Source organism: Acidovorax facilis, assembly GCF_023913775.1.
Taxonomy (GTDB): domain Bacteria; phylum Pseudomonadota; class Gammaproteobacteria; order Burkholderiales; family Burkholderiaceae_C; genus Acidovorax; species Acidovorax facilis.
In genome coordinates this window covers 1-26,479 of the sequence record NZ_JAMXAX010000085.1, presented here as the reverse complement: position 1 = coordinate 26,479, position 26,479 = coordinate 1, and the positions used below count along the sequence as shown (strand labels likewise).

At 64.9% G+C, this 26,479-nt stretch carries 21 protein-coding genes and 1 pseudogene; 18 read left to right on the top strand and 4 right to left on the bottom strand.

The window, feature by feature from the left end:
* Nucleotides 1–241: 241 nt before the first annotated feature.
* Together NFX52_RS20190 and purU are read right to left on the bottom strand one after the other, a co-directional pair.
* A complete protein-coding gene (locus NFX52_RS20190; RefSeq protein ID WP_252635795.1) occupies nt 242–1,150 on the bottom strand; it encodes a LysR substrate-binding domain-containing protein in 909 nt (302 codons plus the stop codon).
* Nucleotides 1,151–1,163: 13 nt separating this feature from the next.
* Nucleotides 1,164–2,012: a formyltetrahydrofolate deformylase gene (gene purU, locus NFX52_RS20185; protein ID WP_055398417.1), complete on the bottom strand. Its 849-nt coding sequence runs from the start codon at nt 2,010–2,012 to the stop codon at nt 1,164–1,166.
* A gap of 52 nt (nt 2,013–2,064) precedes the next feature.
* Here purU and NFX52_RS20180 point away from each other — a divergent pair, with 52 nt between their 5' ends.
* Nucleotides 2,065–4,377 (top strand): putative bifunctional diguanylate cyclase/phosphodiesterase, encoded by a 2,313-nt coding sequence (locus tag NFX52_RS20180; RefSeq protein ID WP_207401898.1) that lies wholly within the window; start codon nt 2,065–2,067, stop codon nt 4,375–4,377.
* A 1-nt stretch (nt 4,378) separates the two neighbouring features.
* Here the strand turns inward: NFX52_RS20180 and NFX52_RS20175 are convergent, their stop codons facing one another.
* On the bottom strand, nt 4,379–5,263 hold the full coding sequence (locus NFX52_RS20175) for a ChaN family lipoprotein (protein ID WP_055398419.1): 885 nt from the start codon (nt 5,261–5,263) through the stop codon (nt 4,379–4,381).
* 73 nt (nt 5,264–5,336) lie between these two features.
* Here NFX52_RS20175 and NFX52_RS20170 point away from each other — a divergent pair, with 73 nt between their 5' ends.
* The 4 genes from NFX52_RS20170 to NFX52_RS20155 all read left to right on the top strand — a co-directional run bounded on the left by NFX52_RS20170 (nt 5,337) and on the right by NFX52_RS20155 (nt 9,274).
* Complete coding sequence (locus NFX52_RS20170) at nt 5,337–7,322, top strand: type IV pili methyl-accepting chemotaxis transducer N-terminal domain-containing protein (RefSeq protein ID WP_055398420.1); 1,986 nt, start codon at nt 5,337–5,339, stop codon at nt 7,320–7,322.
* Entirely contained in the window at nt 7,319–8,089 is a 771-nt protein-coding gene (locus tag NFX52_RS20165) for a response regulator (RefSeq protein ID WP_238385606.1), read from the top strand. The genes NFX52_RS20170 and NFX52_RS20165 overlap by 4 nt, the downstream gene beginning before the upstream one ends.
* 270 nt (nt 8,090–8,359) lie before the next feature.
* The gene (locus NFX52_RS20160) at nt 8,360–8,773 is read left to right on the top strand and encodes a globin family protein (RefSeq protein WP_055398421.1); all 414 of its coding nucleotides are present in this window, start codon (nt 8,360–8,362) and stop codon (nt 8,771–8,773) included.
* Between the two features lie 129 nt (nt 8,774–8,902).
* Entirely contained in the window at nt 8,903–9,274 is a 372-nt protein-coding gene (locus NFX52_RS20155; protein ID WP_202907178.1) for a hypothetical protein, read from the top strand.
* Between the two features lie 121 nt (nt 9,275–9,395).
* Here NFX52_RS20155 and NFX52_RS20150 read toward each other — a convergent pair whose 3' ends face one another.
* The gene (locus NFX52_RS20150) at nt 9,396–10,271 is read right to left on the bottom strand and encodes a helix-turn-helix transcriptional regulator (RefSeq protein ID WP_238385608.1); all 876 of its coding nucleotides are present in this window, start codon (nt 10,269–10,271) and stop codon (nt 9,396–9,398) included.
* Between the two features lie 72 nt (nt 10,272–10,343).
* Between NFX52_RS20150 and NFX52_RS20145 the strand changes: the two genes are divergently transcribed.
* From NFX52_RS20145 to NFX52_RS20085, 13 genes and pseudogenes are all read left to right on the top strand, one after another.
* Nucleotides 10,344–10,511, top strand: coding sequence for a hypothetical protein (locus tag NFX52_RS20145; RefSeq protein ID WP_238385610.1), 168 nt, complete (start codon nt 10,344–10,346; stop codon nt 10,509–10,511).
* Nucleotides 10,512–10,793: 282 nt separating this feature from the next.
* Nucleotides 10,794–11,459 (top strand): hypothetical protein, encoded by a 666-nt coding sequence (locus NFX52_RS20140; protein WP_055398423.1) that lies wholly within the window; start codon nt 10,794–10,796, stop codon nt 11,457–11,459.
* 88 nt (nt 11,460–11,547) lie between these two features.
* The gene (locus NFX52_RS20135) at nt 11,548–12,219 is read left to right on the top strand and encodes an IPTL-CTERM sorting domain-containing protein (RefSeq protein ID WP_082437448.1); all 672 of its coding nucleotides are present in this window, start codon (nt 11,548–11,550) and stop codon (nt 12,217–12,219) included.
* Between the two features lie 291 nt (nt 12,220–12,510).
* Nucleotides 12,511–13,803, top strand: coding sequence for an MFS transporter (locus tag NFX52_RS20130; RefSeq protein ID WP_252635794.1), 1,293 nt, complete (start codon nt 12,511–12,513; stop codon nt 13,801–13,803).
* Between the two features lie 24 nt (nt 13,804–13,827).
* Nucleotides 13,828–15,246: an MFS transporter gene (locus NFX52_RS20125; RefSeq protein ID WP_055398426.1), complete on the top strand. Its 1,419-nt coding sequence runs from the start codon at nt 13,828–13,830 to the stop codon at nt 15,244–15,246.
* Nucleotides 15,247–15,283: 37 nt separating this feature from the next.
* Nucleotides 15,284–19,087 (top strand): nitrate reductase subunit alpha, encoded by a 3,804-nt coding sequence (locus NFX52_RS20120; protein ID WP_055398427.1) that lies wholly within the window; start codon nt 15,284–15,286, stop codon nt 19,085–19,087.
* Between the two features lie 23 nt (nt 19,088–19,110).
* Nucleotides 19,111–20,634: a nitrate reductase subunit beta gene (gene narH / locus NFX52_RS20115; protein WP_055398428.1), complete on the top strand. Its 1,524-nt coding sequence runs from the start codon at nt 19,111–19,113 to the stop codon at nt 20,632–20,634.
* Between the two features lie 22 nt (nt 20,635–20,656).
* Nucleotides 20,657–21,358, top strand: a complete 702-nt coding sequence (gene narJ, locus NFX52_RS20110; RefSeq protein ID WP_055398429.1) for a nitrate reductase molybdenum cofactor assembly chaperone — start codon at nt 20,657–20,659, stop codon at nt 21,356–21,358.
* Nucleotides 21,355–22,089: a respiratory nitrate reductase subunit gamma gene (gene narI, locus NFX52_RS20105; RefSeq protein ID WP_055398430.1), complete on the top strand. Its 735-nt coding sequence runs from the start codon at nt 21,355–21,357 to the stop codon at nt 22,087–22,089. Before narJ ends, narI begins: the two co-directional genes overlap by 4 nt.
* A 25-nt stretch (nt 22,090–22,114) precedes the next feature.
* Entirely contained in the window at nt 22,115–23,053 is a 939-nt protein-coding gene (locus NFX52_RS20100) for a peptidylprolyl isomerase (RefSeq protein ID WP_156358733.1), read from the top strand.
* A 27-nt stretch (nt 23,054–23,080) separates the two neighbouring features.
* On the top strand, nt 23,081–23,761 hold the full coding sequence (locus tag NFX52_RS20095) for a carbonic anhydrase (protein WP_055398432.1): 681 nt from the start codon (nt 23,081–23,083) through the stop codon (nt 23,759–23,761).
* 96 nt (nt 23,762–23,857) lie between these two features.
* Nucleotides 23,858–26,302 carry an adenosylcobalamin-dependent ribonucleoside-diphosphate reductase gene (locus tag NFX52_RS20090; protein WP_055398433.1) on the top strand — a complete coding sequence of 815 codons (2,445 nt, stop codon included), beginning with the start codon at nt 23,858–23,860 and terminating at the stop codon, nt 26,300–26,302.
* A pseudogene (locus NFX52_RS20085) lies at nt 26,299–26,479 on the top strand (NnrS family protein); the annotation flags it as partial. The gene NFX52_RS20090 and the pseudogene NFX52_RS20085, both read left to right, overlap by 4 nt.

The window sequence follows — 26,479 nt, the reverse complement described above, 5'->3', positions numbered from 1 at the left end:
CGGGGTGTGAGGTTTTCTGCAGGTGTTTGTGAAAAACACCGAGATGCTCACTAATTGATAGCTTCTAGAGCTTGTTGGACAAGCGCTGGGGTTGATTTTTGCCTGAACTTGGTGGAGGAGGGCGCGGCTCGGGCGAGGGCAGCCGAGCAAGGGCCGCCCCGTAGCGAGGGCTGTGTCCCCCTTCCCGGCGCAGCCGAGAGAAGGGGGAAGGCGCCAAAGGCGACTCAGGGGGATGCTTCTACTACGCCATGGTTTTGCGCAGCCACTCGGCAAACGCCGCGCATTCCCACCGGTCCATGGTGCCCGTGCGCCAGCACAGGTAGTGCGCGTGGGGGCTGGCGGTGTCGGTGTCAAACAGGCGCACCAGTGTGCCGTTCTCCAGCCAGGGCGCGCCCAGCTTCAGGCGTACCAGCGCCACGCCCATGCCGGCAGCGGCGCCGTCGCACATCAGGCCGATGTCGTTGAACTGCGAGCCCTCGCTGGGCTCGGCCCAGTCGAGGCCCGTGGCAGCAAACCAGGTGCGCCAGGGCTCCAGCGGGCTGCGCAGCAGGGGCACGCCCTCCAGGTCCTCGGGGCGGTCAAAGGGGCCGTGTTCGCGCACGAAGGCGGGTGAGGCCAGGGGGGTCACCACGTCGCGGGCCAATTCCACATGCTCCACGTCGGCATAGTGGCCGGGGCCAAAACGCACCATCAGGTCGGCGTCTTCGGCCACCACGTCCAGGAGCGGGATGGACACCTGCAGCGCCAGGTCGATCTCGGGGTAGGCCTCGGTGAACTGCCGAAGGCGCGGGATCAGGATGGTGCGCGCAAACGTGGGCGTGACTGCCAGTTTGAGCCGCCGGCGCCCGGGCGCGGCCGCCTGGCCAGGGAACCGCTGCAGCGCGCCCAGCCCCTCGCGCACATGGGCCAGGTAAGCGCTGCCCTCGGTGGTCAGCGAAAAATCGGCCCGGCCGAACAGCCGCACGCCCAGGATCTGCTCTAGTTGCTTGACCCGGTGGCTCGCGGCGCTGGGCGTCACGCAAAGCTCGTCAGCCGTCTGCGTCACGCTGCGCAGGCGGGCCAGGGCCTCAAACGTCAGCAGGCACTGGATGGGCGGGATGCGCCGGGCTGCGCTGCTGAGGAAGGAGGAGGACGGGGCTGCCGTGGCCATGGGGCAGAACGGGTTAGCGGAAGATGACTGTCTTATGGCCGTTCAGGATCACGCGGTGCTCGCTGTGCCACTTCACGGCGCGGGCCAGCACCTGGCTTTCGGTGTCGCGGCCGCGGGCCGTGAGGTCTTCCACGGTGTCGGTGTGGTCGGCGCGGGCCACGTCCTGTTCGATGATCGGGCCTTCGTCCAGGTCGGCTGTCACATAGTGGGCGGTGGCACCAATCAGCTTCACGCCCCGGTCATGCGCCTGGTAGTAGGGCTTGGCGCCCTTGAAGCTGGGCAGGAAGCTGTGGTGGATGTTGATGGCCCGACCGGCCAACTTTTGACATAGGTCAAGAGAAAGTATCTGCATGTAACGGGCCAATACCACCAACTCGGCCCCTTCGCCCTCGATAATCTCAAGCTGCTTGGCTTCGGCCTGGGCTTTGGTGCTGCCCGTCAGCGGGATATGGTGGAACGGCACGTTGTAGCTGGCCGCCAGCTGGTAGAAGTCGCGGTGGTTGCTGATGATGGCGCGGATGTCGATGGGCAGCAGGCCACTCTTCCAGCGGAACAGCAGGTCGTTGAGGCAGTGGCCCTCCTTGCTGACCATGAGCACGGTTTTCATGGGCGCAGCTGTTGCGTGCAGGCGCCAATGCATGTTGTAGGGTTCTGCAAACGTGGCCAGGCGGGCCTTGAGCGTTGCGTGATCGTGCTGGTCGCAGGCAAACTGAACGCGCATGAAGAACAGGCCGGTGGCGTGGTCGTTGTACTGCGCGGCTTCTTCGATGTTGCCGCTGTGCTCCAGCAAAAAGCCCGAAACGGCATGCACCAGCCCCAGGCGGTCGGGGCAGGACAGGGTAAGGATGTAGGCGTTGGTCATAGCGGTGCGATTGTCGCAGCATGGCCTGAGCGCTTGTCGAACAGGGAAATCAATGACCAATCCGGGCGATGCGTCGCGTATTGTCCCCTGGCGGGGAATGCTGCTGTACCTGGTGCTGGGGGTGGCCTGGGTATTGGTGGGCGACGAGCTGCTGGCCCGGTGGGTGAGCGACCCGGTGCTGCTCACGCGCTTTCAGACCTGGAAGGGCTGGGGTTATGTGCTGCTGACCAGCTGCCTGGCCTGGTGCATGCTGCGCAGCATGCGCCGCGCCGAAAAGGTGCGCGTGGCCATGGCCAGGGAGCTGTCGCAGATCGTGCGCCACGTGCCCGCTGGCATCGCGCGTGTGGCGCCAGACGGGCGATTTCTGTGGGCCAACAACCGCCTGTGTGATCTGCTGGGTGCGCCGCTGGCGCGGGTGTGCACCCTGAACTTTCGCGACGTGATGCTGGCGGCCGACCGTGAATGGGCGGCGACCCAGCTGTCGCGCCTGCTGGCGGGCGAGATTGACCACTACGTGGGCGAACGCGAATGCCTGCGCCCCGGTGATGGCCGCAAGGTGGCCGTGCTGTGCACCGTAACGCTGGTGCCCGAGGCCGATGCCGAGCCCGCCCACCTGGTCTGCGTGGTGCAGGACCTGGACGAGATCAAGGCCGCCCGCGCCGCACTCAAGAACAGCGAGGCCCGCCAGCGGCTGGCCGCGACGGTGGTGGACAACACCATCGAGGGCGTGGTGGTGACCGATGCGCAAAGCCGCATCCTGTCGGCCAACGCCGCCGTCACCCGCCTGCTGGGCTATACCGAGGAGGAGCTGCTGGGCCAGACGCCGCGCGTCTTCAAGTCGGGCCGGCATGACAAGGCGTTCTACGACGCGATGTGGAGCACCTTGCGCCAGACGGGCCACTGGCAGGGCGAGATCTGGAACCGCCGCAAGAACGGCGAGGTGTTTCCAGAGCACATGTCCCTGTCGGCCGTGCGTGACCCTGCCGGGCAGATCACGCACTATGTGTGCATGTTCACCGACATCTCCGAAGAAAAGGTGCAACAGCAGCGGCTGGAGTTTCTGGCACACAACGATGCGCTCACGGGGCTGTCCAACCGCGCGTGGTTCGGCCACCAGCTGGAGCAGGCCGTGCAGTCAGCGCGCGTCAGTGGAGAGCACATTGCCGTGCTGCTGCTCAACCTTGACCGTTTCAAGGACGTGAATGACAGCTACGGCCATGCCACGGGTGATGAGGTGCTCAAGCACATCGCACGGCAGGTGCAGTCGGCCCTGCGGCCGGGCGACGTGATGGGGCGGCTGGCGGGCGACGAGCTGGCCGTGGTGGCGCGCCACCTGCGCCATGCCGACGGCGCCGCTGCCGTGGCGCGGCACCTGATCACCGCCGTGGCCGAGCCCTGGCGTTCGCCCGATGGCTTTGAACTGGTGGCGGGGGTGAGCGTGGGCATCTGCATGTTCCCCGAGCATGCGAACACCACCGAGCTGCTGCTGCAGGGCGCCCACGCGGCGGTGTACGGCGCCAAGGCGCGGGGCCGGGGCGCGTGGTGTTTCTTCCACGAGGCCATGACCCAGGCCGCGCGCGAGCGGCTGGCGCTGGAGTCGCGCCTGCGCTTGGCGCTGGCGCAGGGCCACCTGCAGATGTACTACCAGCCGCAGGTGGACATTGCCACCGGCCGCATCCAGGGCGCCGAGGCGCTGGTGCGCTGGAACGACCCGGTGGAGGGCCTGATCTCGCCCGCGCGCTTTATCCCCGTGGCCGAAACATCGGGCGTCATCGGCCCGCTGGGCGAATGGGTGCTGCGCGAGGTTTGCCGCCAGGGCCAGCAGTGGCGCCTGGCGGGCTTGCCCGACCTCACGCTCGCCGTGAACGTGTCACCGCGCCAGTTCCACCTGACGGACCTGACCGGTTGCGCATCGAGCGCGCTGGCCGATTCGGGCTTTCCGCCTGCGCTGCTGGAGCTGGAGATCACCGAAACCGCCCTGGCCGAGCGCACCGAAGAGGCGCGCCAGGTGCTGATGCGCCTGCGCGCTCTGGGCCTGCGCATTGCGGTGGATGACTTTGGCACAGGATATTCGTCGCTCGCGCAGCTCAAGCGCTTTCCCATCGATGTGCTCAAGATCGACCAGGGTTTCATCCGCGACATTCCGCAAAGCGAGGACGACATGGCCATCAGCGCCGCCATCATCGCCATGGGGCACAGCATGGGGCTGTCGGTGCTGGCCGAAGGGGTGGAGACCGACGGCCAACTGGCCTTTTTGCGCGAGCGGGGCTGTGATGCTTACCAGGGCTACCTGTGCAGTCGCCCCGTGCCCGCCGATGACTTCGCGGCGCTGCTGCGGGCACAGCCCGTGACTGCGGCACCGTAGGTCACGGTGCTGGGCGCGCCGGGCGCCACTTCTCGCGCAGTTCTGCACAGGCATCGCGGGGTGGCAGGGCAGGGGTTTCAATCACCGCATCCGCGTCGCCTGGTTTGCTTGCTTCACTTTTGATAGCTGTCTGCGCTTTACCGGATTGCGCCAGGGCCACTTTTGACACCAAACCGGCTGGCCAGTGGGTGGGCACTCCCAGGCTGCGCAGCACATGGCCGCCCCCGGCCACCAGTAGCACCGTCTGCCCGGGGCGCAGGGCCTGCTGGGCGGTGCGCGCCATGCTCGCGTCGCGGGCGATCTGGATGCGGGCCATGGGGGCAATTTGCGATTCCGGTAGCAGGCCGCAGTGGCCGTCGCGCAGCGCCTGGTACTGCTGTGCCAGTGCGGGGGCGGGCAGGTGCTGGTCCCAGCGGGCCTCGCCCATCGCGGCGCGCATCTGGGCACGCGGCAGGTTGCCACCCAGCACCGGCACGCCAGCGGCCACGGCGGCCATCACCACGGGGCCATAGGCTTTCCACGGCCAGGCGGCGTCGTTCCATTGCAGTGCGGCCTGGGCCTGGGCGTCGGTGGCGTCGCGCGGCAGGGCCTGGGTGCTGTGGCCGCTCTCGGCCATCTCCATCACCACGGCCGCCAACTGGCCTTTTGCGGCCAGCCACAACACGGCTTCGCGCTGCAGGCGCTGGTGGTCGGGCGCATCGTGCTGTTCGCCGAGCAACAGCACATCGGTGGGGAGCAGGGCCTGCAGGCGGTCGGGCCACGCAGCGAGTGGGGTGCTGGGGGGCGTGGTGCCCGTGCTGGCACAGCCTGCCAGTGCTCCCGTGGCTATCAGGGCTCCGGCCAGCAGCAGGCGGGCACAGAGGTGGGTGTCGGGTGGTCGTTGCATGGCGCCATGCTACGCGGGTGAGACTTGACCCAGGTCAAGAGTCGGCGCAAGCTCGGTGCCTACACTGCCCTTCATGCGCACCAAGCCCACCCTGTCCACCAAGCTCCTGGCCATGGGCGCGGGTTTTTTGCTGGTGGCGCTGGCCTCCATCAGCCTCACGCTGTGGGTAACCTGGAAACTCGAAGGCGGCGCCGCCGCTGTCAACGAGGCCGGCCGCCTGCGCATGAACATGCTGCGCATGGTGCTGGTGCTGCAGACCGAGACCGCCGAGGCGGTGCAAGAGCGTGTCCGCCTGTTCGATGCCAGCCTGGACCTGCTGCGCACGGGCGACCCCTCACGCCCGCTGTTTGTGCCCTGGAGCGACGAGACCCGCTCGCGCTTCGAGGCCATACGCACCCAGTGGGCCCAGGCGCGCAGCGGCTGGGTGACCACGTTGCCCCCCGACCGCGCGCAGACCTTGGCGCAAGCCGATGCGTTTGTGCAGCAGGTCGATGGTTTTGTGGATGCCATCGAGATCCAGATTGCAGGCTGGACGGCGGCGCTGCACCTGTTCCAGCTGTTCATGATGGCGCTGGCTATTGTTGCCGCCGTTACCTTCATGGCCGCAAGTTATCTGCTGGTCATCAACCCCGTGGCGCGCCTGCAGCAGGCCCAGGCCCGTCTGCGCCAGGGAGAGCTCGGCACCCGCCTGCCGGTGGATACGGATGACGAATTCGGCCAGCTGTCGGCGGGCTTCAACCTCATGGCGCACGCATTGCAGGCATCGCACGACGACCTGGAGCACAAGGTGGTGGAGAAAACCGCCAGCATCGCCGTGCAGAACCAGCGGCTCGCCGCGTTGTATGAGGTGAGCGCGCTGGCTTCCACCGCAAGCAGCCTGGAGCTGCTGGCCCAGGGCTTTGTGCAGCAGATCCGACGCGTGGCCGGGGCCGATGCGGCGGCCGTGCGCTGGTCCAACGAGGCCAACGAGCGGTATGTGCTGCTGGCGGGTGACGGCCTGCCCCGCACCATGGCCGAGGGCGAGCACTGCCTGCACACCGGCAGTTGCCTCTGCGGCCAGCCCCAGGCCCAGGCGCGCACGCGGGTGATCCCCATCACGCCATCAACCACCGTCGCCTTGCCACATTGCCGCGAGGCGGGTTTTGAAACCATGGTGACCATCCCGGTGCAGATGCAGCAGCGTTTGCTGGGTGAGGTGGACTTGTTCTTCCGCTCGCCCATTGAGCTGACCGATGAACTGCGCGACCTGCTCGAAGCCATGACGCGCCACCTGGCCAGCGCCATGGAAGGCCTGCGCGCCACCGCACTGGAGCGCGAAGCCGCCGTGGCCGAAGAGCGCAGCATGCTGGCGCGCGAGCTGCACGACTCCATCGCCCAGTCGCTGGCCTTCCTCAAGATCCAGACGCAGCTGCTGCGCGACGCCGTGAACCGTGGTGACGAGGCCAAGCGCGACCGCAGCATCAGCGAACTGGACGTGGGCGTGCGCGAGTGTTATTCCGACGTGCGCGAGTTGCTCGTGCACTTTCGCACCCGCACCAGCGAGGAAGACATTGAATCTGCCCTGCGCGCCACGCTGTCCAAGTTTGAGCACCAGACCGGCATGGCCACCACGCTGGGCATGGTGGGCCATGGCCTGCCGCTGGCGCCCGACCTGCAGATCCAGGTGCTGCACATGGTGCAAGAAGCGCTGTCGAATGTGCGCAAGCATTCGGGGGCAACGCGGGTGGACCTGCTGGTGCACCGGCATCCGCGCTGGCGCTTTGAGGTGCAGGACAACGGCAAGGGCTTTGACGTGGCCTCCGTGCCGCCCGATTCGCTGCATGTGGGCCTGGGCATCATGCGCGAGCGCGCCCACCGCGTGGGCGCCGTGCTGCAGGTTGAATCCACCCCGGGCCAGGGCACGCGCGTGTGCATCGAGCTGCCCACGGTGACCGCTGCCACCACCATGCCCCCCCAGCCCGCACCTCCGTCCGCAGCGTCCATAGCGCCCCAAGGCGCGGCTTCTGGCGAAGAACTCACACCCGCCGTGGCCGCAGGCCGGGTGGCCACCACCGCATGACCATCACCACCGCCATCCCCTTGGCCCCCCCCGCCGGTGTGGGCCACCAACCCTCCGCAGAGCCGCCTGTGACGCTGCTGGTGGTGGACGACCACACGCTCTTCCGCCGGGGGCTGATTGCACTGTTGGGGCAGGACGCGGGCCTGCTGGTGGTGGGCGAGGCGGGCGATGCCGCCGAGGCCCTGCGCCTGGCGCCGCAGCTGTTGCCCCAGGTGATCCTGCTGGACAACCACCTGCCCGGCGTGATGGGCGTGGACGCCATCCGGGGCCTGCGCGAAGTCTCGCCCGCCTCGCGCGTGCTCATGCTCACCGTCAGCGAAGACGGGCAGGACCTGGTCGCCGCACTGCGCAACGGCGCGCAGGGCTACCTGCTCAAGACCATCGACGGCGATCTGCTGGCCCAGGCCATCCGCCGCGCGGCCCGGGGCGAGCCCGTGGTGAGCCCCGAACTCATGGGCAAACTGGTGGCCGCGTTCCAGTCGCAAGGGGTGGCCGAAGCAGCAGCGCTCATCGCCCCAGCCGGGCCCGCCGGGGCGGGTGCGTCCACGCAGCCGCCCGAGGCTGCCAACAACGGCGCCGCGCCCCTGTCCCCGCGTGAGGAAGACGTGCTGCGCGAGATCGCGCGCGGTGCCAGCAACAAGGAAATCGCGCGCGCACTCGACATCGCCGAGACCACGGTCAAGATCCATGTGCAGCACATCCTGCGCAAGCTGGGCCTGAGTTCGCGCGTGCAGGCGGCGGTCTACGCATCGGACCGCCAGCGCTAGCGTGCAACACCACACTAGTAGGAGTAGCGCGGCAGTGCAACCGCCGTGGTCGGCCAGGGATTTGTCGCTGACCACCCTGCGCGAGGCCCGGCGCATGAAGCCGTCACGCCCGCTACATCGCCAATCGCACATAGCGCGTCGCCCATAGCGCATAGGGCCTGTCGTCATGCAACCCCTGGGGGTGGGGCGCAGCGCGGGGGAACTTCATAGACTTCTTTCCAGTGTTCTACCTGCCACTGGCCAACGGCCGCATTGCTGAGGAAGCCTTTGATGTCCCCCGAACAAATCCATCTTGTTCGCCAGAGCTTTGCGCAGGTTGCTCCTGTCGCCGCGAAGGCGGGTGCGCTGTTCTACGCCAAGCTGTTCGCCCGCGACCCCGCTATCAGCGGGTTGTTTGCCTCGTCCGACATGAACGAACAGGCGCGCAAGCTGCTGGACATGATCGGCAGCGCCGTGCGCATGCTCGGCCAACCCGAGCAGCTGGACGCCGCACTGCGCGCACTTGGCAAACGGCACGCGGGCTATGGCGTAGAGGCCGCGCACTACGACACGGTGGGTGCGGCGCTGCTCGACACACTGGCCGAAGCACTTGGCGGCGCCTTCAACCCCGCCACGCGCGAGGCATGGGGCGCCTTGTATGCCCACGTGGGCACCACCATGCGGGCGGGGGCCGCAGGGGCGTAGCGTTGCAGCGCCGGGTGGTTGCTTGCCCCGGTGACCAATCCTTGTCTGGTTGCACGCCCCGGGGCATGATGCCGTCGCCAGCGCCCGGTGCCGGGGCGCTGGCCCCCATCGATACAGGAGCAACAACGCATGAAAACCACCTCCTTGCGCCGCTTCGGCGCAGCCGCAACCCTGGCAGCAGTCTCCCTTGCCACCGTCTTCGCCTCTGTCACTGCCATGGCCGACACCACCAAGCCGCTGCTGTTCAAGATCGTTACGGTCAAAGACGATGTCATCGTTGCCGTGCCGCCGGACGAGGCCGGCGCCCCGCGCCCCGACGCGGCCGCCATTGGCCAGGCTCTGGCCGCCAAAGGCGCGCTCACCCTCTGGCAATACGCCACACGCAAGGCAGCCGACGGCGCACTGGAAATGGCCCCCCGCGCCAAGATCAGCGTGCTGGCGCACGACAGCCTGCGCGTTGAGCCCTACACACCAGCGGTGCGGGTTGTGCCGGTGCCGTAGTGGCGCTGGCCTGGCTGGACCTGCCCTGATCGGGCTGAAAAGCCGAAGGGAGCGAAGCCCGGGTGCTTCTTCATGAAGCCCCTTTTGAAAAGGTTTTTATCCCCGTCCCATTGGAGACTTGTCAACGGGGCGCCAGCAGACGCGCTTGCAACTCCAGCCGGTTTTGCACTCCCAGCCGTGTGTAAATCTGGCGGCGGTGGTAGGTGGCGGTGTTGGCGCTGATCCCCATGCGTTCAGCAATCTGCGCCTCAGGCAGGCCCCGCGCCAGCCAGTAGGCCAGCTCGTGCTGGCGCTGCGGCAGCCCCAGCGCGCGCAACGCGGGCAGCAGGTGCGCTACGCGCGGCACCCGGTGGGTGATCTGAATGCCCACCGCCTGGCCTTCGCCCGCTGCGGCGGCCATCTGCGTGGCGCGCAGGCTGAACCAGCCGCTGGCGTTGTGCAGGTCCAGCTGGGGCAACGCAGGTGCAGCGCCCGTCCAGCTGCCAAGGTGGCTTGCGTGTTGAAGCTGATGCAGCAGCATTTGTAGACGGGGCGGCAATTCCGAACGGCGGTGCCACCGTGGCCCAAAGGCCAGCGCCATCAATTGGTTGGCCAGGGGCGATGTCCACAACAGTCGGCCCTGCGGCGTGGCCACTAGCATGGCGCTGTCATGCGCAACGCTGTCCTGTGTATCCACCTCACCGGGCTGGAAAATGCGGGCCAACCAGGGCTCCAGCCGCCCCAACATGGTTACGTCTTGAGCCCCAAAACGCAGAGATTTTGCGCTGCGGTACAGCTTGAGTGTGCCCAGTCCCACGCCTTGTGGCGTGCGTAGCACAAGACTCAGGCAATCGAAAACCTCGGCGGGTAGTAGCGTCAAGTTGTAGAAATCGCTGCGCACCAACTCGCTGATGGGCACAGCCAGGAGCTGCTCCAGCACCTGCACACCATGGTCGAGGCGCACCGCATCGGCAAACTGGTGGCCGCTGCGGCGCATCACCTTGCGCTCACTGGCCATCACTTCCGGTTCGAAGTATGTGTGGATGGTCGCACTTCCGATGGATGGCTCCAGATATGCGTCTAGCCCTCCATGGCCGTCTGGGTAGAAATATGCACCCGACTCAAAACCGATGAGATGGTGCAACTCATGCAAAACGGGCTCAATGAGTTGAGGGCCATTGAAATCAATGCAAGCCATCTGCTGCAAGTGCTCAATGGCCCGCTGCTGAACGCGGGTGAGGGGCATGGGATTGGCTGAGATTTTTGCAGCAACGCTTCAAAGCGCTGCGTACGTCCGAACGTAGCACAACGATTGTGTTACCACCCAACCCCTGTGGGTGGGGCGCCGCGCAGAGTGGCCCCATAGACTTCGTTGAAGCCCGATCACCCCTTCGCTGATGGCAGCCAGTTAACCGCTCTTGCTCTTGAATAGATAGCGCATCGGAAGGTCCAGGTATGGGGGGAATCAAGTCCCGTGCCCAGTGGTTTTTGCCTCAAACCTTCAACCCCAAGCGCTTTGCCCATTCAGTTGAACCTTCCAATGAAAAGACACCTCGCCCTGCTGGCTCTGACCACCTTTGCCCATGCTGGTGCCTGGGCGGCCACTTACACTTTTACCGGCCCCACCTACGTCAACCTGCTGGACTACACAGCACCCTGCGCCGCCGGTACCTGCGTCAACTTCAGCACGGTCATGCGGCAAACAGGCCACTTCACCACCAACCAGCCGCTGCCCGCCAACCAGGTCAGTCTCGACATTGCACCCCTCATCACCTGGTACGACTTCAACGATGGAGTGACCAGCTACAGCATGAACGGCCTCAACACTCGGTTGGTCAAAGCCCATGTTTCTACCAACGCAGCAGGCGAGATTGTTGATAACGACATGGTTTTTCTGTGGTGGCAAACCGGCAGCTATGGCGTGGGCGACCGATTGAGCTACATGTCGGTCAACTTTGCCAGCTACTTCAACCGCCCCTGCGTTTCCCTGAGCAGCCCCGACATCTGCCATAGCTACGCTGACGACGGCGCCACCAGCCACGGCTTTGCCCATGGCAGCGGTGGCTGGACGAGCGACGTCCCCGTGGTGGGGCCGGGTGGGGCGCAGTCCGTATCCGTGGACAACCCGTTTGCCCTGGTGCTGACAGCCGTCGGCTTGCTGGGTCTGGCCTTGCGTGGTCGGCAGAAATTGCTCCTAAAAAAATAGCTATTTCCGCTTTGCGGATAAACGCTGAAGGCAAGTTTTTGATCCGCCCCTCAACCCTTCCACTTTGCGCAGTGGGCGACAAATCACCATGAAAAAATATCTTGTATTCCTGGCTGCGGCCCTTCTGCAGGCGGGCGCCTGGGCTGCCACTTACACCTATACCGGACCAGCCTATAGCGCTCCAGATCTGCACAATTTCACGTCTTGCCCGCCGGGCACGGGCAATTGCGGTGCCTATACAACCGCAATGGCGCAGACGGGCTCTTTCACTACGGCCGCCCCTTTGCCCTCCAACCTCAACAGTCAGGACATCACGGCGCAACTCACCTCGTATTCCTTTTCCGACGGATTGACCACTTATTCCAGTGGTGACCCCCAGGTGACGCTTGTGAGCGTGTCGGCTACAACCACAGGAGGGGTGCTTGATTTCTCCGTGCACTTGGTGCGCTGGCAAACGCCCGCTCCGCACGTGATCGGAGATCATCTTGACCAAGTTTTGGTGACTGAAAGCGGCCAGCATAACGCGGTGTGCGGCAATATTCAGGTGAATCCACAGGGCGACTCATGTGGCACCTCCAATGCGGGAGGGGTGTTTTCCAGTTGGACAGATGCGAGTTCTACTGTCGGCTCCTGGACCGTCACCGGCCTTCCGCCCGTGGCCACCAACGCAGTTCCCACTCTGGGCGAATGGGGTCTGCTGCTGTTGGCCTTGTTGATGATCAGCGTGGGCTGGATGACGATGGGCCACCGCCGCATGTGAGTGCAACGTTATTAGGCGCTGGGCGGAGTCAGCGCCTTTCTAAGATTTCCTACGGATCGTCGGCCCTGGGGCCGCTCCGTGGCGGGCAAGCGCAGCCTGGTCAGATGGGGTGGGCATCCCAGCGCCATCCCGGGGCTGCAGGGTCTGCCCGGGTGGCATAGTTCTTTCGAACGACGGCCCCAAGCCGCGCACTAGTCCTTCTGCCGCACACCGTGCTGGTCGAGCGAAGGATGTGCAAAGGCCGCTACAAACGCGACCATTCCTCTCATGCAAAAAGAGAGGAACCGCGCAATGGCACATACCCCCTTGCCCCCGGGCGACAGCCCACAGCGCACCCGCCAGGCCTGGTCGGTGCTGATCGTCAGCACCTTCGCTTTCACGGTCTGTTTCATGGTGTGGATGATGTTCGGCGTTATCGGCATCCCTATCAAGAAAATGCTGAACCTGAACTCCACGCAGTTCGGGTTGCTCATGTCCATGCCTGTGCTCACGGGCTCGCTGGTGCGGGTGCCGCTCGGTATCTGGACCGACAAGTTCGGCGGCCGCATCGTGATGGCCGCCGTGATGGCCACCACCGTGCCCGCCATCTGGCTGATGGGCTACGCCACGGAATACTGGCACTTCCTCACCATCGGCCTGTTTGTGGGCTTGGCGGGGGGCTCGTTCTCGGTGGGCACGCCCTATGTGGCGCGCTGGTTCCCCAAGCACCGCCAGGGCACGGCCATGGGGGTGTATGGCGCGGGCAACTCGGGTGCGGCGGTGAACAAGTTCGTGGCCCCGGTGCTGCTGGTGGCCTTTGGCTGGACCATGGTGCCGCAGGTGTATGCGGCCATCATGCTCGGCACGCTGGTGCTGTTCTGGTTGTTCAGCTACAGCGACCCGGCCCACCTGGTGCCCAGCAACGTCAAGTTCACCGACCAGCTCAAGGCGCTGAAGGACCCCAAGGTCCTCAAGTACTGCCAGTACTACAGCATCGTGTTTGGCGGCTATGTGGCGCTGTCGCTGTGGATGGTGCAGTACTACGTGGGCGAATTTGGCCTCGACATTCGCGTGGCGGCACTGCTGGCCGCGTGCTTCTCGCTGCCCGGCGGTGTGCTGCGCGCCATCGGCGGCATGCTGTCTGACAAGTACGGCGCCCACAGCGTGACCTGGTGGGTGATGTGGGTGAGCTGGATCTGCCTGTTTTTGCTGAGCCATCCGCAGACCGACTTCACCATCGTCACCGTCAACGGCCCCAAGACCTTTCACATCGGCCTGAATGTGTACCTGTTCACGGGCCTCATGTTCCTGCTGGGCATTGCCTGGGCCTTTGGCAAGGCCAGTGTCTTCAAGTACATCAGCGATGACTACCCCCAGAACATCGGTGCCATCAGCGGCATCGTGGGCCTGGCCGGTGGCATGGGCGGCTTCATCCTGCCCATCCTGTTCGGCGCGCTGATGGACCTCACCGGCATCCGCTCCAGCGCTTTCATGCTGATGTACGGCGTGGTGTGGGTCTCGCTCATCTGGATGTACTTCACCGAAGTGCGCCGCACCGATCTGATGGCCACGCAGGCAGCACCGGCTGCTGCGGCTGGCCGCTGAACTTTCACTTTCCAAGGAAACACCATGTCTGCCACACCCGCCAGTAGGCGCCAGGGGCGTCTGCTCACCCTCTGGGCTCCTGAGGACAAATCGTTCTGGGAGCGCGAAGGCGAAGCCATCGCCAAGCTCAACCTGTGGATCTCGGTGCCCGCGCTGTTCCTGGCCTTTGCCATCTGGCAGGTCTGGAGCGTGGTTGCCGTGAGCCTGCCCGGCCTCGGATTCAAGTATTCGACCAACCAGCTGTTCTGGCTGGCCGCAGCGCCCGCGCTTTCGGGCGCCACGCTGCGTATCTTTTATTCGTTCATGGTGCCGCTGGTGGGTGGGCGCCGCTGGACGGCGATCTCCACCGCCAGCTTGCTGATCCCTGCGATTGGCATCGGCTTTGCGGTGCAAGACAACACCACGACCTATCCCACCATGCTCATCCTGGCGCTGCTGTGCGGCCTGGGCGGCGGCAACTTCAGCTCCAGCATGGCCAACATCAGTTTCTTCTTTCCGAAGGAGCGCAAGGGCTCAGCGTTGGGCGTGAATGCAGGCCTGGGTAACTTGGGCGTTTCGGTGGTGCAGTTTCTGAGCCCGCTGGTCGTCACTGCCGGCATCTTCGGCATCTTTGGTGGCGAAGGCCAGACCATCGTCAAGAACGGCCAGACCGTGCAGGTGTGGACGCAGAACGCCGCCTTCATCTGGGTGCCATGGATTGCGCTGACGGCGCTGGCCGCCTGGTTCGGCATGAACGACATTGCCGATGCCAAGGCCTCCTTTGCCGCGCAGGCCGCCATCTTCAAGCGCAAGCACAACTGGCTGATGTGCGTGTTGTACCTCGGCACCTTCGGCTCGTTCATCGGCTATGCAGCGGGCTTTCCGCTGCTCATCAAGAGCCAGTTCCCTGGCATCAACCCGCTGGCCTATGCCTGGCTGGGCCCGCTGGTGGGCGCCGTGATCCGCCCCTTTGGTGGCTGGCTGGCCGACAAGCTCGGTGGTGCGCGTGTCACGCTGTGGAATTTCATCGTCATGGCCGTGGCCGTGATGGGCGTGACGTTCTTCCTGCCCTCTGGTGGCCCTGGCGGCAACGAAGGCCAGTTTGCAGGTTTCTTCGTGTGCTTCCTGGTGCTGTTCCTCACTACCGGCATCGGCAACGGCTCGACCTTCCGCATGATCCCCGTGATCTTCCTGACCGAAGCCATGCGCGGCGTGGACAAGCACAACGCCGCCGCTGTGGCCAGCGCCAACAAGGAGGGCAACACTCTGGGCGCGGCCACGCTGGGCTTCACCGCCGCCATGGCCGCCTACGGCGGGTTCTTTATCCCCAAGAGCTATGGCAGCTCCATCGCGCTGACCGGCAGCCCCCACGCTGCACTGTGGACGTTCTTCGCCTTCTATCTCGTTTGCATCGTGATCACCTGGTGGACCTACGCACGCAAGCACGCCGAGATGCCTTGCTAGTCAACCCCAGAACAGAAATCAGAAAAGGAGCCCTTCGATGAGCCATTTCCTCGATCGCCTTTCGTACTTCTCGCAGCCCCGCGAGACCTTTGCCCAAGGCCATGGCGAAACCAACGGTGAAGACCGCACCTGGGAAGACGCCTACCGCGACCGCTGGGCGCACGACAAGATCGTGCGCAGCACCCACGGCGTGAACTGCACGGGCTCCTGTTCGTGGAAGATCTACGTCAAGGGCGGCATCGTGACCTGGGAAACCCAGCAAACCGACTACCCCCGCACCCGCCCTGATCTGCCCAACCATGAGCCCCGTGGCTGCGCACGCGGCGCCAGCTACAGCTGGTACCTGTACAGCGCCAACCGCGTGAAGTACCCCATGGTGCGTGGCCGCCTGCTCAAGCACTGGCGCGCCGCCATCGCCCTGGCCAAGAGCCCGGTGGACGCCTGGGCCAGCATCGTCGAGAACGATGCCTCCAAGCGCGAATGGCAAAAGCAGCGCGGCCTGGGCGGCTTTGTGCGCAGCACCTGGGATGAAGTCAACCAGATGATCGCTGCGGCCAATGTCTACACGATCAAGAAGCACGGTCCTGACCGCATCATCGGCTTCTCGCCCATCCCGGCGATGTCGATGATTTCGTACGCCGCTGGCAGCCGCTACCTGAGCCTGATCGGCGGCGTGTGCATGAGTTTTTACGACTGGTACTGCGACCTGCCTCCCAGCAGCCCGCAGACCTGGGGCGAGCAGACCGACGTGCCCGAGTCGGCCGACTGGTACAACAGCTCGTACATCATTGCCTGGGGCTCCAATGTGCCCCAGACGCGCACGCCCGATGCGCACTTTTTGACCGAGGTGCGCTACAAGGGCACCAAGGTGGTGTCCATCACGCCCGACTACTCCGAAGTCGCCAAGCTGGGCGATCTGTGGATGCACCCCAAGCAGGGCACCGACGCCGCCGTAGCCATGGCCATGGGTCATGTGATCCTCAACGAGTTCTACTTCAAGGACGGTGGCAAGGGCCGCAGTGCGTACTTTGACGACTACGCGCGCCGCTACACCGACCTGCCGCTGCTGGTGGTGCTCAAGGAAAAAACGCTGCCCGATGGCCGCACGGTGATGGTGCCCGACCGTTATGTGCGCGCCAGCGATTTCCCAGGCCAGCTTGACCAGTCCAACAACCCCGACTGGAAGACTGTGGGCTACGACGAGCTGGGCCAGGTCACGCTGCCCAATGGTTCCATCGGCTTTCGCTGGGGGGCGGACGGCCGCCCCGACCAGGGCCTGTGGAACCTGGAGAACAAGGAAGCACGCACCGGCAACACCGTCAAGCTCAAGCTGTCGGTGATCGAAGATGGCGAGCAGGCCCACGACATTGCCGATGTCGCCTTCCCGTACTTTGGCGGCGTGGCAACGCCCAACTTCACGGCCAACGAACAAGGTGGCGACGTGATGGTGCGCCGCGTGCCGGTGTCCCACCTGGAGCTGGCCGGTCACGAAGCCCAGGGCCGCGTGATGGTGGCCACCGTGTTCGACCTGCTGGCGGGCAACTACGGCATTGACCGAGGCCTACCGGGCGAAGAGCCCGGTGGCGGTTACGACGCCGACCGCCCCTACACCCCTGCCTGGCAAGAGGCCATCACCGGCGTGCCGCGCGAGCAGATCATCACCGTGGCGCGCCAGTTTGCCGACAACGCCGACAAGACGCATGGCAAGTCCATGGTGATCATCGGCGCGGCCATGAACCACTGGTACCACAGTGACATGAACTACCGGGGCATCATCAACATGCTGATGCTGTGCGGCTGTATTGGCCAAAGCGGTGGCGGCTGGGCGCACTATGTGGGCCAGGAAAAGCTGCGCCCACAGACGGGCTGGACGGCACTGGCCTTTGCGCTGGACTGGATCCGCCCACCGCGCCAGATGAACAGCACGAGCTTCTTCTACGCCCACACCGACCAGTGGCGCTACGAGAAGCTGGGCATGGAGGAAATCCTCTCGCCCCTGGCTGACAAGAAGGCCTACCACGGCGCGCAGATCGACTACAACGTGCGCGCCGAGCGCATGGGCTGGCTGCCATCAGCGCCCCAGCTCAAGACCAACCCCATGCAGGTGGCCAAGGATGCCGCTGCAGCGGGTATGGACGCGAAGGATTACGTCGTCAAGTCTCTGAAGGACGGCACGCTCACGATGAGCTGCGAGGACCCGGACCATCCGTCCAACTGGCCGCGCAACATGTTCGTGTGGCGCTCCAACATCCTGGGCTCGTCGGGCAAGGGGCATGAATACTTCCTCAAGCACCTGCTGGGCACCACCCACGGCGTGCAGGGCAAGGACCTGGGCAAGGACGAAGCCAAGCCCGAGGAAGTGCAGTGGCACACCAACGCACCCGAAGGCAAGCTGGACCTGCTGGTCACGCTCGACTTCCGCATGAGCACGACCTGCCTGTATTCGGACATCGTGCTGCCCACGGCCACCTGGTATGAGAAGAACGACCTCAACACCAGCGACATGCACCCCTTCATCCACCCGCTGTCCACGGCGGTGGACCCTGCCTGGCAGGCCAAGAGCGACTGGGAGATCTACAAGGGTTTCGCCAAGGCTGTGAGCGAGGTCAGCGTGGGCCACCTGGGCGTGGAAAAGGACGTGGTGCTCACGCCCATCATGCACGACACGGCGGGTGAAATGGCCCAGCCCTACGGCGTGCGTGACTGGAAGCGGGGCGAGTGCGAACTGATCCCCGGCAAGACGGCGCCGCAGGTCACCGTTGTCGAGCGCGATTACCCCAACCTCTACAAGCGCTTCACCGCCCTGGGCCCCTTGATGGACAAGGCAGGCAACGGCGGCAAGGGCATCGGCTGGAACACGCAGACCGAAGTCGGCCAGCTGGGCGATTTGAACGGCCGCGTGAAGGAAGAGGGCGTGACGCAGGGCATGCCCCGCATCGTGAGCGACATCGACGCCACCGAAGTGGTGATGATGCTCGCGCCCGAGACCAACGGCCATGTGGCCTGCAAGGCCTGGGAAGCTCTGGGCAAGCAGACGGGCCGCGACCACGTGCACCTGGCGCTGCACCGCGAAGACGAGAAGATCCGCTTCCGCGATATCCAGGCGCAGCCGCGCAAGATCATCAGCTCGCCCACCTGGTCTGGCCTGGAAAGCGAAAAGGTCAGCTACAACGCCGGCTACACCAACGTGCACGAGTACATCCCATGGCGCACCCTCACGGGCCGCCAGCAGTTCTACCAAGATCACCCGTGGATGCGTGACTTTGGCGAAGGCTTCGTGAGCTACCGCCCACCCGTGCACCTCAAGACGCTGGAAGAAGTGGAAGGCAAGAAGCCCAACGGCAACCGCGAGATCGCGCTCAATTTCATCACGCCGCACCAGAAGTGGGGCATCCACAGCACGTACAGCGACAACCTGATGATGCTCACGCTCAACAGGGGTGGCTCGGTGGTGTGGCTGAGCGAGGACGACGCGAAGGTCGCTGGCATCGTGGACAACGACTGGGTCGAACTCTTCAACGCCAACGGTGCCATTGCAGCCCGTGCGGTGGTGAGCCAGCGTGTAAACCCCGGCATGGTGATGATGTACCACTCGCAAGAGAAGATCATCAACACCCCCGGCTCCGAGATCACCGGCACGCGCGGCGGCATCCACAACTCGGTCACGCGCATTGTGCTCAAGCCCACCCACATGATTGGCGGCTATGCGCAGTTGAGCTACGGCTTCAACTACTACGGAACCATTGGTACCAACCGCGACGAGTTCGTGCTGGTGCGCAAGATGGACCGCGTGGACTGGCTCGACGACGAGCCCGTGTCCAGCACGGCAGCCCACGCCTGAAGCCGAAGACAAGGAGAAACACGATGAAAATTCGCGCACAAATCGGCATGGTGCTGAACCTGGACAAGTGCATTGGTTGCCACACCTGTTCCGTCACCTGCAAGAACGTCTGGACCAGCCGCCCCGGGGTGGAATACGCCTGGTTCAACAACGTCGAAACCAAGCCCGGCATCGGCTATCCCAAGGAGTGGGAAAACCAGGACAAGTGGAACGGCGGCTGGGTGCGCAACCCTGACGGCTCCATCGCCCCCCGTCAGGGCGGCAAGTGGAAGCTGCTCATGCGCATCTTCGCCAACCCCAACCTGCCCCAGATCGACGACTACTACGAGCCCTTCACGTTCGACTACGACCACCTGCAGTCGGCGCCTGAAACGAAGGCCGCACCCACGGCCCGCCCGCGCAGCCTGATCACCGGCAAACGCATGGAGAAGATCGAGTGGGGCCCGAACTGGGAAGAAATCCTGGGCGGCGAGTTCAGCAAGCGCAGCAAGGACAAGAACTTCGACGATGTGCAAAAGGACATCTACGGCCAGTTCGAAAACACCTTCATGATGTACCTGCCGCGCCTGTGCGAGCACTGCCTGAACCCGGCGTGCGTGGCATCGTGCCCCTCGGGCTCGATCTACAAGCGCGAGGAAGACGGCATCGTGCTGATCGACCAGGACAAGTGCCGTGGCTGGCGCATGTGTGTCAGCGGTTGCCCTTACAAGAAGATCTACTACAACTGGCAGTCGGGCAAGGCCGAGAAGTGCATCTTCTGCTACCCCCGTATCGAAGCAGGTCAGCCCACCGTGTGCTCGGAAACCTGTGTGGGCCGCATCCGGTACCTGGGCGTGCTGCTGTATGACGCAGACCGCATCCAGGAAGCCGCCAGCGTGGAGCGCGACCGCGACCTGTACCAGGCGCAGCTCGACATCTTCCTGGACCCGAACGATCCCGACGTGATCAAGCAGGCGCGCATCGATGGCATCTCGGACAGCTGGATGGAGGCCGCCCGCAACAGCCCGGTCTACAAGATGGCCGTGCAATGGAAGGTCGCCCTGCCGCTGCACCCCGAGTACCGCACGCTGCCCATGGTCTGGTACGTGCCACCGCTCTCGCCCATCACGGCCGCTGCCAACGCAGGCCATGTGGGCGTGAATGGCGATATCCCTGATGTGTCGCAGCTGCGCATTCCCGTGCAGTACCTGGCCAACCTGCTCACCGCCGGCGATACCGGCCCCGTGGTGCGGGCGCTGGAGCGCATGCTCGCCATGCGCACCTACCAGCGCGACAAGCATGTGGAGCAGCGCCAGAACCTGGCCGTGCTCAAGCAGGCAGGCCTGTCGATGGCCGAGGTGGAGGAGATGTACCAGGTGATGGCGATTGCCAATTACGAGGACCGCTTCGTGATCCCGTCGGCCCACCGCGAATACGCAGAGAACGCGTTCGACATTCGCGGCGGCTGCGGCTTCTCGTTTGGCAACGGGTGCTCCGATGGCAGCACCGAGACCAGCATGTTCGGTGGCAAGAAGCCTCGCACCATACCGATCAAAGCCACGGTCTGAAGCACAGGCAAAAGGAATCACCATGTTCAAAAAGAACCCGAACTCTGTGCGCCTGACCCTGCGCGCCCTGGGCTACCTGCTGAGCTACCCCGATGCGCAACTGCGCAGCGTGATGCCGCAACTGATCGACGCCCTGCAGACCGAGCAGGCCCTGACGGCCGATCGCATGGATGAGCTGAAGGCCGTGTGCGAGCACCTGGCTGCACTCGACCCGCTGGAAGCCGAAGCCCGCTACGTGGACAACTTCGACCGGGGCCGCCAGACCTCGCTGCACCTGTTCGAGCATGTTCATGGCGACTCGCGCGACCGGGGGCCTGCGCTCATCGACCTGCTGCAGACCTACGACAAAGCAGGCCTGAAGTTTGAAGCCGAAGAGCTGCCCGACCACCTGCCGGTGGTGCTGGAGTTCGCCTCCACCCAGCCGCCCGAAGTGGCCAAGGAGTTCCTGGGCGAAATGGCCCACATCCTGAACGCGCTGTTCAGTGCGCTGGTGGCAAGAAGCAGCCCCTATGCCAGCGTGATTGCTGCGGTGCTCGAAGTGTCGGGCCAGCGCGTGCAGTCGGTGGCGCTCACCCCCGAGCCGCCCATGGACGAAGTTTGGGCCGAGCCCGAAGCGTTTGGCGGTTGCAGCACCCAGGGCCAGGCCAAGCCTGACCAGCCGCAGCCCATGCATTTTGTTCGTACTCCCCGCGCCGAGCGGGCACCAGAAGGAGTCTCCGTATGACCGCCTGGCTTGACACCCTGTTGTTTGGCATCTATCCGTATATTTGCCTCGCTGTCTTTTTCATTGGCAGCTGGGCGCGGTTCGACCGCGACCAGTACACTTGGAAAAGCGATTCGTCGCAGCTGCTGCGCACCGGCAGCCTGCGCTGGGGCAGCAACCTGTTCCATATCGGTGTGCTGTTCCTGTTCTTTGGCCATACCGTGGGCATGCTCACGCCGCACTTCCTCTACGAAGGCTTTATCACTGCAGGTGCCAAGCAGATCATGGCGATGGTGACGGGCGGTATCGCGGGCGTGCTGGGCTTCATTGGCCTGTCCATCCTGCTGCACCGGCGCCTGTCGGATGACCGCATCCGCGCCACGTCCAAGACCAGCGACATCCTGATCCTGGTGCTGCTGTGGCTGCAGCTGGCGCTGGGCTTGGCCACCATTCCGCTGTCGGCGCAGCATCTGGACGGCTCCATGATGATGAAGCTGGCCGAGTGGGGTCAGCGCGTGGTGACCTTCCGCAGCGGCGGCGTCGAGCTGCTGGCCGAAGCGGGTTGGATCTTCAAGGCCCACATGTTCCTGGGCATGACGATCTTCCTGGTCTTCCCTTTCACCCGCCTGGTGCATGTGTGGAGCGGCTTTGGCACGCTGGCCTATGTGCTGCGCCCCTACCAGGTGGTGCGTGCGCGCCGCCTGAACCTGCCACCCGGACACACGCAGTCGCAAGACCGCCGTGGTGTTTGAGTTCGTATCGCATAAGGAGCACACCATGAGCGGATGTGGAACCGGTAGCTGCGGTTGCAGCACCAGCGCAATCAGTCAGAGCGCCCCTCAAAGCGCGCTTTCCCCCGAGCAAACGGCCGCTTACGAGGCGCTGTCTGCCACGGTAGGGGCGACTGTCACGGCAGACACGCCCGCCATGGCGGCCCCTCAGCCCACGGGGCTGGCCCCGGTGGCGCGCATCAACGGCGTGGCATTGAACTCAACGGCCGAGTGGCTGGATGACGAAGCCTTGCGCCAGCGTGCCTGCACCGAACTGCTGCGCCAGGCGGCCCAGCAGGCGGGTTTGCTTTCAGCAGACGATGTGCCCGGCGCCCTGGGAGCCATCAGCACCGAGGCCTCCAACGCCATCGAGCAGCTGCTGGAGCGTGAGCTACCCATCCCCGACCCATCGGAAGAAGCCTGCCGCCGCTACCACGACGCCCACCCTGCGGCACACGCCCAGGGCGAGCGGGCCCAGCTGCGCCACGTGCTGTTTGCCGTGACGCCGGGCGTGGATGTGAAGCAACTGCGCCTGCGTGCCGAGGCCATGTTGATTGACTTGCGCTGTGCGGACGATGGTGGCGCCAAGTTTGCCGAGGCGGCTGCGCAGTGGTCCAACTGCCCCAGCGGCCAGCAAGGCGGCGACTTGGGCTGGCTCACCCGCGCCGACTGTGCCCCCGAGTTCGCCCGCGAGGTGTTTGGCAGCGCCGAGATCGGTGTGCTGGCGCGCCTGGTACACAGCCGGTTTGGCCTGCATGTGGTGGAGGTGGTGGCGCGCGATCCGGGGCAGCAGCCTTCGTTCGAAGAGGTGCGCCAGGCCATCGCCCTCACGCTGCGCCAGCAGGCCTGGGTGAACGCGTTGAGGCAGTACCTCCAATTGCTGGCGGGCGCTGCCGTGGTGGAGGGCGTGACACTGGACGCGGCTGATTCTCCGCTTGTACAGTAGTTGCATTGCACGCCATCTGATCGCACCATGCCCGACGAGCTGCTTGATCGCCTGCGTCGTTTTCACGACGACGCCTTTCCCCAGTACCGCGAACAGTTCCAGACGCTGGTGGACGAGGGGCAGCACCCCACCACCTTGTTCATCGGCTGTTCCGACTCGCGCCTGGTGCCCTACCTGTTGACCGGCGCGGGCCCGGGGGAGCTTTTCCTGGTGCGCAACGTGGGTGCGTTTATCCCGCCGTATGACGGATCTCACGGCCACCATGGCACCACGGCAGCCATTGAGTTTGCAGTGCTCAACCTGCAGGTGCGCCGCATCGTGGTGTGCGGCCACAGTCACTGTGGGGCTATCAAGGCGATGTATGGTGAGGTTTCGCCCGAAGCACCCAACCTGAACCGCTGGCTGGACCTGGGGCGCGAGGCCCTGTTGCCCATGCAGGCGGGCCCCGAGGTGCTGCGCCGCACTGAGCAGCGCGCCGTGGTGCTGCAGCTCGAACGCCTCATGGAGTACCCGATGGTGCGCAGCCGTGTGCAGTCAGGGCAGATAAGCCTGCACGGCTGGCACTACGTGATCGAGGAAGGAGAAGTCCATGTGTTTGATGTCAAGACGGGCGGTTTTGTGCCGGCCTCGCTGGCGGACAACAGCGGCACCGGCCCCTACCACCCTTACGTGGGGCATGATGGGCAAGTTCTTCTGGACGAGCTTTGACCTTGTCCGGCATTCTCGCGGCAGATCCGTGAGGAATGAGGCCCTCTTGATGGAACGCAAGACCTCACTGGCGTGAAACCCAAATCATCGGCCCCCATGAAACGCGAACCTCAGCCCCCCCTCAAGCCCACCTCGTCCCTGCAGCCCATCAGCCTGGATGTATTGCGCGAAAAATACCTCAAACGCGGCGAAACCACCGCCGACGAGCTGTACCAGCGCGTGGCACGGGCCCTGGCCTCGGTCGAAAAACCCGAGCAGCGCGACAAGTACGAGGCCCTGTTCCTCGCCAATCTGAAGGCGGGCGCCATCGGCGCAGGCCGCATCATGAGCGCAGCAGGCACCGACATCCAGGCCACCCTCATCAACTGCTTTGTGCAGCCCGTGGGTGACTGCATCCAGGGCGTGGATGACGAAGGCTTTCCGGGCATCTACGAAGCGTTGCGTGAGGCGGCCGAGACCATGCGCCGTGGCGGGGGCGTGGGCTACGATTTCTCCCGCATCCGGCCCAAGGGCGCGCAGGTAAAGGCCACGGCCTCCATGGCGTCGGGGCCGTGCAGCTACATGAACGTGTTCGACCAGTCCTGCTCCACCGTGGAGAGCGCGGGAGCGCGGCGGGGGGCGCAGATGGGCGTGCTGCGCATCGACCATCCCGATGTGCACGAGTTCATCACGGCCAAGCGCACGCCAGGGCGCTGGAATAACTTCAATGTGTCGGTGGGCGTGTCGGACGAGTTCATTGCTGCCGTACAGAACAACGCACAGTGGGAGCTGGTGCACAAGGCTCGCCCCGGCGCTGCGTTGCTCGCCCAGGGCGCCCGTCAGCGTGCAGACGGCCAGTGGGTGTATGCCACCGTGCCCGCACGCGAGCTGTGGGACACCATCATGAAGTCGGCCTACGACTTTGCCGAGCCCGGTATCCTGTTCCTGGGGCGCATCAACGAAGACAACAACCTGCACTATTGCGAAGACATCGCGGCGACCAATCCCTGTGGTGAGCAACCGCTGCCGTCGTACGGTTGTTGTGACCTGGGCCCCATCATCCTCACCCGCTTTGTGCGCCACCCCTTTGGTTTTGGCGGCGTGGCGGCGTTTGACTTTGACGCGTTCACCAAGGCCGTGGCGCTGCAGGTGCGCGCGCTCGACAACGTGCTCGATGTGACCTATTGGCCCTTGCCGCAGCAGCGCGACGAGGCGATGGCAAAGCGCCGCATTGGTGTGGGCTTTACCGGCATGGGCAACACACTGGCCATGCTGTGCCTGCGCTACGACCTGCCCGAGGGCCGCACCATGGCTGCGCGGATTGCCGAGTACATGCGCGACGCAGCGTATGCCGCATCGGTGGACCTGGCGCGTGAGAAAGGGGTATTTCCGAAGTTCGATGCCAACGGCTATCTGGCCGAAGGCACGTTTGCCAGCCGCCTGCCGGAATCGCTCCAGGCTGCCATCCGCCAGCATGGCATCCGCAATAGCCATCTGCTCTCCATCGCCCCCACGGGCACGGTGAGCCTGGCCTTTGCCGACAACGCTTCCAACGGCATCGAGCCGCCGTTTTCGTGGATGTACAAGCGCAAGAAGCGCGAGTCCGACGGCAGCACGACCGAGTACGCGGTGGAAGACCACGCCTGGCGGCTGTACCGCGAGCTGGGCGGCGATGTAGATGCGTTGCCGGACTATTTCGTCTCGGCCCTCGCCATGCCCGCCGAAGGCCACATTGCCATGATGGAGGCCGTGCAGCCCTTTGTGGACACGGCCATCTCCAAGACTGTCAACATCCCTGCCGACTACCCCTACGAAGGGTTCAAGGACCTGTATCTTCAGGCCTGGCGCGCCAAGCTCAAAGGTCTGGCCACCTACCGGCCCAACGCCATCCTGGGGTCTGTGCTGGAGACCCACGCTGCACCTGCGCCAACGCTTGCTGCTGCGCCCATGGTGCCACCAGCACCCCCGGTGGACCCCATGCGCACCGTCATCGAAAGCCGCCCCCAAGGCGGCCTCTCCGCCGTTGCGGAGAAGCTCGAATACTGGACGCAAGAGGGCCACAAGACGCTGTACCTCATCGTGTCGTTCCTCCCCGTTCCCACTGGCATCGGTAACGGCACGGTAGACCGCGCCATTGAGTTCTTCATGCCCGTGGGCCAAAGCGGCGAGTCGCAGCAGTGGATCACGTCCAGCATGCGCATGTTGTCGCTGGCAGCGCGTGGCGGCTTTTTGGAGCGGGCGCTGTCGGACATGCGCAAGGTCGCCTGGGACCGCGGCCCCGTGCGCCTGGGCACCCACCGCAAGGACGACGGCACGCTGGTGCCCATGTGGCACGACTCCGAGGTGGCAGCCATGGCCTATGCCATCCAGAACATCCTGGCGCGCCGCGTGGCCGACCCGGTGCAGCAGCAGCTGCCGCTGGATGAGCCTGCACCGCCCCCAGTGGCTGTGCCCCAGGCCATGGCGGGCAAGAAGTGCAGCGAGTGTGGCGCCCACGCCGTGATTCGCAAGGATGGTTGCGACTACTGCACGCAGTGCGGGCATTTGGGGACCTGCGGGTGACCTCTCGCCCCGTCATCCCCCTGCGCACCGCGTCGGGAAAACCGTCGCCGGAGATGCTGGCGTCGCTGGACAGGCAATGGCGCTGGCGCTATCTGATGCTGGCGCCGCACCGGTTGGGGTTTTTCCTGGCCATGGTGGTGCTGGTGGCGTCAGGGGGGTGGTGGGCATTGGTGCAGG